Below are 1,631 nucleotides of genomic sequence, written 5' to 3' on the forward strand. Positions count from 1 at the left end.
GAGGTCAAGCCCACGAGCGCCGCGGCCGAGTGGTTTCGTAAAAATGCCGTACTGCCGTACAATTGCACGGCAGTACGGCATTTGCCGGAAAGGAGATGAAATGGCTAGATCGGAACGACTTGAGCTGCGCCTGGACGAGGACCTGGCCAGCCGCATTGATGAATGGATGGAGCAGACCGGCAGCGCCAGCTCCCGCTCGGACGCGGTGCGCCAACTGGTCGACATTGGCTTGGGCACCATGACCGGCAAGGCCATTCACCTCACGGACGGCGACAAGCTGAACTTCATGATGCTGCGCGACATCATGAAAGCCCTCAAGGTAAAGGACGCGGAGACCGACGCCGACTTCGTCGCGGAGAGCATCTATGGCGGTCACTACTGGGCGCCGACGTGGGAGATGAACGGCTTGTTCCACAAACACGCCGACCGCCCCGCAGACGTCACCCTGGTCGTGGACACGCTGGATGCCTGGGACTTCATCGAAGGCGCCGTCGAGAAGCTGTCGGAAGCTGACATCGAGAAGCTGAAGGCGGCCAACTACGGCTACTTGCCGAAGTTCGCCGGCTTCGACGGCAACAACGAGGCCACGCTGACGAGCATCGCGCGCTTCGTCGTCGAGAAGATGGATCGCTTCTCCCGCTTCAAGGGGCGCGACTTCAACTCCCATGCACCCACGGCGGAGCGCTATCGCCGCATGGCCGCGGCCTTCGAGCCTATGCGCGTCAGCCTGGGATTCGGCCGCGAGCTGAACGTGGACCAGATCATCGAGCTGGTCAAGCGCACCTGACGCGGCAGCTGCAGCGGCAGCGCCTCCCTGGCCCTGCCACTGGCCCCCCACAGTGCAGTATTTTCAAGCCGCTGGTGTGGCTGGTCGGGCTGGAGCTTCCCGCCGTGCCGTGCGATAACCGCCCCATCGAACCCGACGGGATGCCAACTCGATGTGCTACTCCGCCCAGATCCGCGCCGACTACAGGGACTACGTCCGCATGTTCGGCGCCAGCCTCAGCATCAAGGACTTCGTCAAAGTCTTCTACGGGCGGCAGGAGGCCAAGTTGAAGATCCCCAAGGCCATGGAGGCGGCCTTCGAGCACGCAGCCAATACGCCCGACGAGATGGAGATCAAGAGCCTGATCGAGGCCTACAAGGCCGACAGGACGATGGCTCTGGAGAAGGAGCTGTTCGCTCAGCGCAAGCGCCTTGCCGATGCTGAGCGCGCCCTGCAGATCAAGCCGACGAAGGCGGCGCGGGAGAGCGAGCGCATCGCCACGTCGAAGATTTCCAAGTTCATGCTGGACCTGAACGACCTGCGCCGGACCGAACTGCTGGACCGCGACTCACGTATTTTTAGTGGTGGCTATGCGCCGCTGATGGTGATGCGCGATGGTCAGCGCGTCGTCGTGCCGATGCGATATCACTGCCGGCCTGCCGGCCTTCCGGTCTCATTCGACAAGGATTTTCCTGGAGCCTACAACGCACGCCGCGACAGCCTGGAGGGGTTCTGGCGCAAGCAGTTCGGCTACACGCATGGTGTCCTGCTGGTGGACCAGTTCTACGAGAACGTGAAGCGCCATGACATGGAGCATCGCCCCCTGGCCCCGGATGAGAAGCCGGAAAACGTCGTGCTGGAGTTC

General features: G+C 62.7%; 2 protein-coding genes. Both read left to right on the plus strand.

Annotated elements, in window-relative coordinates; all coding sequences use genetic code 11:
- Positions 1–100 precede the first annotated feature (100 nt).
- A complete protein-coding gene (locus ACXJKR_RS31895; protein WP_457326263.1) occupies positions 101–787 on the plus strand; it encodes a YfbU family protein in 687 nt (228 codons plus the stop codon).
- Between the two features lie 151 nt (positions 788–938).
- Positions 939–1,631, plus strand: a 693-nt coding sequence (locus tag ACXJKR_RS31900; protein ID WP_457326264.1) for an SOS response-associated peptidase family protein, incomplete at its 3' end; no start/stop codon positions are given.

The organism is Roseateles sp. P5_E11 (genome assembly GCF_054049355.1).